The sequence below is a fragment of the Mesorhizobium sp. CA8 genome, from assembly GCF_020164955.1.
In the GTDB taxonomy this organism is placed as follows: Bacteria; Pseudomonadota; Alphaproteobacteria; order Rhizobiales; family Rhizobiaceae; genus Mesorhizobium.
The window spans coordinates 144,971-153,563 of the sequence record NZ_JAIUHG010000015.1 but is presented as its reverse complement, the minus strand read 5'-3'; the positions used below and the strand labels follow the sequence as shown (position 1 = coordinate 153,563).

Sequence of the window (8,593 nt, the reverse complement as noted above, 5' to 3'; positions counted from 1 at the left end):
AAGCGATTCGTGTGTCATCTCCAGCGTAGAATCACAACCGATTCCGCGCCGCAATACCTATCTTAGCGCCTATGCCCGCAAGGGGGAGATTGGCAGCTTGGGCGCTCCGCTCAATCCTGCGACGTTGAAGATTGGCGAAAGCCGGCGTGACGTCTGATCTCCCCCCTTGCGGGGGAGATGCCCGGCAGGGCAGAGGGGGGTGCTGCCCCGCCAGCCTTTCCGATTGCTGCGCTGCAGCGCCTCCGCCAATCCGAAGACTTGCCGGGGTCCCGCTCACGACGGCCCGCTGAGCCGCGGCGGTGGTGGCGTCAGCATGTCCTCGGCCGAGATCGTGCGCGCCTCCGAGGGAAGCATGATCGGAATGCCGTCGCGCACCGGATAGGCGAGCTTCGCCACACGCGAGACCAGCTCGCTGCGCTCGGGATCCCAGGTCAGCGGCCCCTTGGTCAGCGGGCAGGCCAGCAATTCAAGAAGCTTCGGGTCGACCTCGGCCTTCCGTCCGTCCCGTCCGTCCGTCATGGAACTCACCCCGTGTCGGCAAACTATTGCAGGCTTGGCCCAAACTCGTCATCCTCGCGCGCCAGCGTCATTTCGGTGATGGCGATCAGCGTCTCGGCACGCGTCTTCAGGTCCGGCGCTTCCAAGAGCGCCTGCTTCTCGGCCGGTCCATAGGGCGCCATCATCGACAGCGCGTTGACCAGCATGCCGTTTTCGGCCCGGCTGACGCTCTCCCAATCGGCCTCGAGATCGTTGGCCTGCAGATAGGCGCGGAACGCCTTGAGCAGCGCCGGCCGGTCGACCTCGGCGCCGGCCGGATCCTCCTCGAGGTCGGCGAGAAACGGCATTATCTTGCACTGCCGGAACGGCGCCTTTGCCGCGAGCTCCTGCACGATGCGGAACCGGCATACGCCTTGCAGCGAGATCAGATAACGGCCGTCGCCCGTCTCGGCGAGCGAGATGATGCGTCCGGCGCAACCGACGCTGCACAGCTCCGGTTCGCCGTCGTCGCGCAAAGCGCCGTCGAGGCTCGGCTGGATCATGCCGATCAGCCGGGAGCCGGCCATCGCCTGGTCGATCATCTGCAGATAGCGCGGCTCGAAGACGTTGAGCGGCATGCGGCCGCCGGGTAGAAGCAGCGCGCCGGCGAGCGGGAACACCGGGATTGCCGATGGCAAATCCTTGGCAAGCCGGTAGAGTGCATTACCGACGCGCACCGCAACCCTCCCAAAGCAACGCCGGCAAGCGCATTACCTGCAATCTCTCTCGCCCGGCAAACTCGTCTTCGTTTGGCGGCGAACCGCCAGCCTGCCCTTATCTGGCGCTGGCGCTCCGCCGCTCAAGCCTGCCGACCGCGACAGCCGGCAAAAAATTCGGGGCAATTCCGAAAACCAGCGGTTTCCGCCAGGAATTGCGCAAAGAACAAGCCTAGAGCAATTCCAGGAAAAGTGCGAAACGGTTTTCCGTCCGGAATTGCGTCAGAAAAACATTGACAGCGCTCCGGCGAATCCGTGAAACGCCGAGCCGAGCTACGAGAACAGCAGCGACGAGAGCTTGCGGCGCGCCGCGAGCGTCGCCTCGTCGGTCATTCCCCACGCCTCGAAGAACTTCAACAGCTGCGCCCTGGCGCCGTCGTCGTTCCAGCTCCGGTCGGCCTTGACGATCGCCAGCAGATTGTCGGCGGCCGCATTCCGCTCGCCGCGGGCGTTCTGGATCATCGCCAGGTCGAAGCGCGCCTGGTGGTCGGCGGGGTTGGCCGCGAGCCGCCGCTCGAACTCGGCTGGATTGCCGAGCGCCGCCGCTTCCGCCGCCAGCGTCATCTTGGCGCGCAGCGCCGCCAGCGCCGGCGCGTCCTTCTTGTCCTCGGGCGCCCGGGCGAGTGCCGCTTCGGCGCCTTCCGTATCGCCGGCATCGAACAGGATCTCGCCCAGCCCCGCGATCGCCTCGAGCGTCTCGGGCGCCTGCTCGAGGATCGCGTCGTAGATGTCGGCCGCGGTCTGCACGTCGCCGGCCGTGCGCGCCTCGGCCGCGGCGGCAAGCGCGTCCGCGATCTGCGGCGCGCCGCCGCCCTTGCCGCCGACCTTCTGGATGAATTGGGTAATCTGGCTTTCGGGAATGGCGCCCATGAAGCCGTCGACGGGCTGGCCGTCCTTGAAGGCGATGACCGCGGGGATAGACTGGATGCCGAGCTGGCCGGCGATCGAGGGATGATCGTCGATGTTCATCTTGACCAGCTTGACCTTGCCGCCCGCGGCCTGCACCGCCTTTTCGAGCTGCGGCGTCAGCTGCTTGCAGGGCCCGCACCATGGCGCCCAGAAGTCGACCAGCACCGGCTGACGGCGCGATTCCTGGATGACGTCGGCGGCAAAGGCGGCTGTTGTCGTCTCCTTGATCAGGTCGGCCGCCGCCGGCGCGTCGCCCAGCGAAACCTTTGGGCGGTCGCCGCCGCCATATTGCACCGTCTGGGCGTACTGGCCGCCATTGCCGCCGAACGCGCCGCTATACGGATTGTTGTCGCTCATCGTGTCGCCCTTTCGGTCGCGCTCCAGGCGTCGGCGCCCGGCGCATCATTGTCGGATTTTGGAACCGCCTTCCATGTGGCGATCAAGCCCCGACTTTCAAGATTATGAGACTTTCAGGATAACAGGATCATGGCCGGTTGCCTCGACGAATCTGATCAGGTCGGCGGCGGCGATCGAGGTCGTCGCCTCATTGGTCAGCGGATGGCCGTTGATAATGTCATGGCTCATTAATGCCTGGTCGAGCACCACCTTGACCTTCCCTTCGGTGTCGTTGATCAGGCCGAAAACGGTGACCGCGCCGGGGATGACGCCGAGCAGCTCCATCAGCATCTCCGGCTTGCCGAACGACACCCGGCCGGCGGCGCCGATCAGGTGGTGGATCTGCTTCAGGTCGACCACGGCGTCCTCGCCGACGGTGACGAGGAAGTAATTGTCCTTCTTGTCCTTGAGGAACAGGTTCTTGGTGTGGCCGCCGGGAATCTCGCCGCGCAGGCCTTGCGAATCGGCGACCGTGAACAGCGGCGGGTGCCTGACCGTCGAGACGGAAATGCCGAGATCGGCAAGAAATTCGTTGAGCTCGGCTTCGGTCTTCGGCATCGGTCCTCGCGCGGTCGAACAGGGCTCATGCCGTTTACGGCCAACCGTGCCGTCGGGGCAAGGCCGCCGGAACAATTCCAGAAAAATCGGGCGACGGCTTTGCCTGCGGATTTGCGATCGGTCCGCTTCCGCGCCGCGTCGATGCTTTCGACGCGATGTCACCGCGGGAAGAAATTCGTTCAAAAAAGACCGTCATTTCCCTGTTGCAATCGCCGCGCTCTTCGGCCATATAGGCGCGGCTTGCGGCCCGAGGCCGCGCGAGCGGGTGTAGCTCAGGGGTAGAGCACAACCTTGCCAAGGTTGGGGTCGGGCGTTCGAATCGCCTCACCCGCTCCAGTTTCCTCACCGAGGATCAAGCAAACGAAAAGCCGCGGTCTCCGCGGCTTTTTCGCGTTTAAAGGCCAGCCCGCGCCGAGCAGCAACATGTCCGGTATCTGCGCCGGGCAACCGGACCGCGGATCACACACGACGCCGCATCGGCGATTCGACCCCAGATCACATCGGATAACGTTTGCGTGCCACTCCATTTCAACGCCGCGGCGGTTTCTATATCTCCTCCCTGGGCCGAGAACCGCCGGCGGTGGATGGCCTGCACCGCGACACGACGCGACCGGACGGCCCGTTTCGGAAAAAGCGGCTTTGCCGCTCCTCCATCACGAGGAGATGTCATCATGCGTTCTTTCACCCCTAAAATCATCGCGGCCGCCTCGATCTTCGCGGCCATACCGCTTTCGAGCGCCTATGCCGTGCACCGCCACCATAGAGCGGCGGTCGACACCATGACCACGGCGTCGGCGCCGGCGGACCCGGAAGCGAGAGCCGCGACGGAGCAACTGCTTGGCGTGAAACAAGGCATCCGCACGGCCAGGCAGGCCGGCAAGATCACGCAGGACCAGGCCCGCGACCTGATGCGGCAGGCCGATGCCATCAAGCCCACCGGAGGCCGTTCGGCGATCGGGCAGATCAACGAGCTGGATCAGCGGCTTCGGGATGCCACCGGCCAGGGAACCTATATGGGCGACGGCTCGGACGGCGGCTATTATCCGAACGGCTGACGAACATGCATCTTGGTAAAGCGGTTGCCGGTGTGATCGAGCCTTCCCTGGCTTCACACCGGCGTGCCGCATACCGACGAGGCTGCGGCGGCGGTAACGCCGGCATGTGTCGTCTTGAGTTGCGCTCTTTGGGAATCTTCGCTTTCTCCGCCATGCGCAACCCCGTCGCCTAATGCCCGTCGCTAATGATTGTGGGACTGCTGGAACCCGGCCACGTCATATTGCGATACGCTCTTCGGATTCTTCGAATTCTGCGGCTGGGTGCCTGCGTAATGCGTTCCGGCGTTGCCGTCCGGGTTGAAGGCCGAACCCGGAGCGGAGGCGGCGTGGCCCGGCGTGGCATCCCCTGTCTGAGGCGTGCCGATGGTTTGGTTCGGCTGACCTGTCGTGCCCGTTACGGTGTGGACGTTGGCGGCCAAGGCCATGCCGGTGGAGGCTATGAACAGGCCAGTCGCTATTGGCATGAGAAGATGTTTCATCGTGTTCTCCTAAAAGCGTTGGATTTCAGGAGGGCGCTCGGGTCTTTGGAGCACCCGGCGAGTCGGACATCATGCGCCACTAACGCTCTCGGAGCGCCGATCGTCCCTAGTCTCACGCAACCGTGATGCGCAGGCGGGCCTGCCGGCAAGCCTCGACCGATCGCAAAACTACGCCAGCCGCGCCCGCGTCGTCCGCGGTGTCGCCAGCAACAGGCTGGTCTCGCTGCCCGTTATGCCGGGGATCAGCCGGATGCGGCGCAGCACCGCGTCGAAATCCGTCAGCGTGGCGGTGCCGAGCTCGACCACCAGGTCCCAGCGGCCGTTGGTGGTATGGATGGTCGAGACCTCGGCGAGGCCGCCCAGCGCCTTGACGACGCGATCGGCGGCGTGGCCCTCGATCTCGATCATCATGACGCCGCGTATCCTCTGATCGACCGCATCGGCGCGCAGCACCACCGTGTAGCCGATGATCTCACCAGATTTTTCCAGCCGCTCCATGCGCGCCCGGACCGTGGCGCGCGAGACGCCGAGATCGACGGCAAGGTCGGAGACGCTGCGCCGCGCATCGTGCCGCAGAAGCGTGACCAGTCTTTCGTCGAGCGCATCCATGATTGCCCGTTTCGATCAAATCGCTTGTCCAGAATGATAAATCATTCTTCTCGAAACACCAATTTCACCTGTTCAAACCGCCAGCGGCCGATGATCCAATAAGCCGATCAATCGCAAGGGCTACAAGAATCATGCGCTGCAGGATCGTCGGCGCGCCGGTGCAGGACGGCGCGGGCAGGATGGGATGCGAGATGGGGCCGAGCGCGCTACGCACGGCAGGTCTCGTCTCGGTGCTGGCCGAGCTCGGCCACGAGGTCGAGGACTGGGGCGCGGTCGAGAAGGCCGCGGCGCGTCCGGTGGTGCATGGCAATCTCGCGCTGAAGGCGCTGCCGGAGATTTCCGCCTGGACGGCGGCGATCGCCGAGACCGCCTACGCGGCTTCGCGAGACGCCATGCCAATCTTCCTCGGCGGCGACCATTCGATCTCCGCCGGCACGGTGTCGGGCGTGGCGCGCCGCGCCGCCGAGCGTGGCCGGCCGCTCTTCGTGCTGTGGCTCGACGCGCATCCCGATTTCCACACGCTCGACACCACCACCAGCGGCAATCTGCACGGCGTGCCGCTCGCCTATGCCAGCGGGCAGGCGGGTTTTCAGGGCTATTTCCCGGATCTGCCGCAAGCGGTCGACCCGGCCCGAATCTGCGCCATGGGCCTGCGCAGCGTCGACCCGGCCGAGCGCCGCGCGCTCACTGAAGCCGGCGTCACCGTCCACGACATGCGCGCCATCGACGAGCACGGCATCGCGCCCTTGCTGCGCGCCTTCCTGGCCTGCGTCGAGAAGGAGAACGGCCTCCTGCATGTCAGCCTCGACGTCGATTTTCTCGATCCTTCGATCGCGCCGGCCGTCGGCACCACCGTGCCCGGCGGCGCCACCTTCCGCGAGGCGCATCTGGTGATGGAGATGCTGTCCGACTCAGGCCTGGTCTCGAGCCTCGACCTGGTCGAATTGAATCCGTTCCTCGATGAGCGCGGCCGCACCGCGACCCTGATGGTCGACCTCGCCGCCAGCCTGATGGGCCGCCGCATCATGGACCGACCGACCCGCAGCCATTCCGGAAGCCTCTGATCATGACCCAGCCTTCGCGCCTTGCCATCGTTCCCTTCGTCAGCGTCGACCGCATGATGAAGCTGGTGCTCGCCATCGGCGTCGAGCGCTTCCTCACAGAGCTCGCCGCCTATATCGAGGAGGATTTCCGCCGCTGGGAGTTGTTCGACAAGACGCCGCGCATCGCCTCGCACAGCCATGACGGCGTCATCGAGCTGATGCCGACCAGCGACGGCAAGATGTACGGCTTCAAATATGTCAACGGCCACCCGAAGAACATGCGCGAGGGCCGCCAGACCGTCACCGCCTTCGGCGTGCTCGCCGATGTCGGCTCCGGCTATCCGATGCTGCTCACCGAAATGACGATCCTGACGGCCCTGCGCACGGCGGCCACCTCGGCGGTGGCGGCAAAATACCTGGCGCCCAAGGGCAGCCAAGCCATGGCCATCATCGGCAACGGCGCCCAGTCCGAGTTCCAGGCCATCGCCTTCAAGGCGCTGCTCGGCATCGACCGGCTGCGGCTCTACGACATCGACCGCTCGGCCTCGGAAAAATGCGCCCGCAACCTCGCCGGCAAGGGTTTTGATATCACCATCTGTTCGACCGGGCAGGATGCCGTGGAAGGCGTCGACATCATCACCACCGTGACGGCCGACAAGCAGTACGCCACCATCCTCACCGACAACATGGTCGGGGCCGGCGTCCACATCAACGCCGTCGGCGGCGACTGCCCCGGCAAGACCGAGCTCCACCGCGACATCCTGTTGCGCTCCGACATCTTCGTCGAGTTCCCGCCGCAGACGCGCGTCGAGGGCGAGATCCAGCAGCTCGACGCCGACCATCCGGTGACCGAGCTGTGGCAAGTGATGACCGGGAAAGCTGAAGGCCGCAAGACGCCGGAGCAGATCACGCTGTTCGATTCCGTCGGCTTTGCCACGGAAGATTTTTCCGCGCTGCGCTATGTCCGCGACCAGCTCCAGGCCACCGGCCTCTATGAAGAGCTCGACCTGCTCGCCGACCCCGACGAGCCGCGCGACCTGTTCGGCATGCTGGAGCGGGCGGCCATGCAGCCCGCGGCGTAAGCCAACCGCATAGGGCGCCCCCCTCTCCGTCCGCTGCGCGGACACCTCTCCCCCGCCTTTGGCGGGGGCGAGGAACCCAAGCCTTGCAAGGCCGCGCCGTTAGCGATTGGCGTTTCCTCGCCCCCGCAAAGCGGGGGAGAGGTGGATCGGCGCGCAGCGCCGAGACGGAGCGGGGGCTGCGCCAAAGTCGACGATTAAACAACACTACCGCCGCGCCGCGCAGCTCTCCCTCTCCACCAGCACCGGCGCCAGCACCTCGCGCCTTGAAGGCGCTTCCGGCTCGCCCAGCCTCTCGAGCAGCAGGCTCACCGCCAGCGTGCCGATCTTTTCCACCGGCTGCGCGATCGTCGTCAGCGGCGGCCAGGTGGTGACGGCATAGGGGATGTCGTCGAAGCCGATCATCGACATGTCGTCGGGAACGTGCAATCCGCGCGAGCGCAGCGCGGTGACCGCGCCCATGGCCATCAGGTCGTTGCAGGCGAATACCGCCGTGATGTCCGGCGCCTGCGCCATGAGCTGATCCATCGCCAACCGGCCGCCGGCGAAATGATAGTCTGAATCGACGATCGACGAGGCCGGCAGCTCCACGCCTGCTTCGCCGAGCGCGCGGGCAAAACCGCGCAGGCGGGCCGGGCTGGAGCTCGAATCGCGCGGGCCGCCGATGACGCCGATCTTCTTGTGGCCGAGTCCGGCCAGGTATTTGCCGGCGAGATAGCCGCCATGCTCATGGTCGACCAGCACCGAATCGACATTGACCGACTGGATCTCGCGGTCGAGCAGCACCGCCGGCACGCTGGGCAACAGCCGGGCGAAGACCCGCGCATGGTCGGACGAGCCGGCGAAGATCAGCCCGTCGATCTGCTTGGCCATCAGCACCGAGAGGTAGCGCTCCTCCTTCTCGGCATTGCCGTCGGAGTTGCACAGGATCACCGTGTAGCCGGAGACGAAGCCCGCATCCTCGATCTGCCGCGCGACGCTGGCGAAAAACGGGTTGGAATTGTCGGGGAGAAGCAGGCCGATGGTCTTGGTCTCGCCGCGCCTGAGACTCCGCGCCACCGAGTTCGGGCTGTAGCGCAGCGCGCTGATCGCGGCGCGCACCCGCTCGGCCGTTTCCGGCTCGACATGGCGCGTATGATTCATCACATGCGAGACGGTGGCGACGGACACCCCCGCATGGCGCGCGACATCTGCGATCGTCGTCATAGCCCG

The 8,593-nt window shown here is 65.7% G+C and carries 10 protein-coding genes and 1 tRNA gene; 4 read left to right on the top strand and 7 right to left on the bottom strand.

Features of this window, described 5'->3' with window-relative positions:
• Nucleotides 1–273 precede the first annotated feature (273 nt).
• The 4 genes from LB553_RS18065 to LB553_RS18050 form a co-directional block, all read right to left on the bottom strand.
• Complete coding sequence (locus LB553_RS18065; protein ID WP_224515385.1) at nt 274–519, bottom strand: Trm112 family protein; 246 nt, start codon at nt 517–519, stop codon at nt 274–276.
• A 23-nt stretch (nt 520–542) separates the two neighbouring features.
• Complete coding sequence (locus LB553_RS18060; RefSeq protein WP_224515384.1) at nt 543–1,214, bottom strand: LON peptidase substrate-binding domain-containing protein; 672 nt, start codon at nt 1,212–1,214, stop codon at nt 543–545.
• Between the two features lie 312 nt (nt 1,215–1,526).
• Complete coding sequence (trxA, locus tag LB553_RS18055; protein WP_224515383.1) at nt 1,527–2,519, bottom strand: thioredoxin; 993 nt, start codon at nt 2,517–2,519, stop codon at nt 1,527–1,529.
• Between the two features lie 102 nt (nt 2,520–2,621).
• Complete coding sequence (locus LB553_RS18050) at nt 2,622–3,116, bottom strand: prolyl-tRNA synthetase associated domain-containing protein (RefSeq protein ID WP_224515381.1); 495 nt, start codon at nt 3,114–3,116, stop codon at nt 2,622–2,624.
• A 261-nt stretch (nt 3,117–3,377) separates the two neighbouring features.
• Here LB553_RS18050 and LB553_RS18045 point away from each other — a divergent pair.
• Nucleotides 3,378–3,452, top strand: a tRNA-Gly gene (locus LB553_RS18045).
• Nucleotides 3,453–3,787: 335 nt separating this feature from the next.
• Nucleotides 3,788–4,171 carry a hypothetical protein gene (locus LB553_RS18040; RefSeq protein ID WP_224515378.1) on the top strand — a complete coding sequence of 128 codons (384 nt, stop codon included), beginning with the start codon at nt 3,788–3,790 and terminating at the stop codon, nt 4,169–4,171.
• Between the two features lie 182 nt (nt 4,172–4,353).
• Here LB553_RS18040 and LB553_RS18035 read toward each other — a convergent pair whose 3' ends face one another.
• On the bottom strand, nt 4,354–4,650 hold the full coding sequence (locus tag LB553_RS18035) for an adenylate cyclase (protein WP_224515376.1): 297 nt from the start codon (nt 4,648–4,650) through the stop codon (nt 4,354–4,356).
• A 168-nt stretch (nt 4,651–4,818) separates the two neighbouring features.
• Nucleotides 4,819–5,259 (bottom strand): Lrp/AsnC family transcriptional regulator, encoded by a 441-nt coding sequence (locus tag LB553_RS18030; RefSeq protein WP_040987948.1) that lies wholly within the window; start codon nt 5,257–5,259, stop codon nt 4,819–4,821.
• Nucleotides 5,260–5,390: 131 nt separating this feature from the next.
• On the opposite strand from LB553_RS18030, the gene rocF reads away from it, so the two are divergent.
• Nucleotides 5,391–6,323 carry an arginase gene (gene rocF, locus LB553_RS18025; protein ID WP_224515374.1) on the top strand — a complete coding sequence of 311 codons (933 nt, stop codon included), beginning with the start codon at nt 5,391–5,393 and terminating at the stop codon, nt 6,321–6,323.
• 2 nt (nt 6,324–6,325) lie between these two features.
• Entirely contained in the window at nt 6,326–7,384 is a 1,059-nt protein-coding gene (locus LB553_RS18020) for an ornithine cyclodeaminase (protein ID WP_224515371.1), read from the top strand.
• A 204-nt stretch (nt 7,385–7,588) separates the two neighbouring features.
• Here the strand turns inward: LB553_RS18020 and LB553_RS18015 are convergent, their stop codons facing one another.
• Nucleotides 7,589–8,587 (bottom strand): LacI family DNA-binding transcriptional regulator, encoded by a 999-nt coding sequence (locus tag LB553_RS18015; protein ID WP_224515369.1) that lies wholly within the window; start codon nt 8,585–8,587, stop codon nt 7,589–7,591.
• Nucleotides 8,588–8,593: the final 6 nt, after the last annotated feature.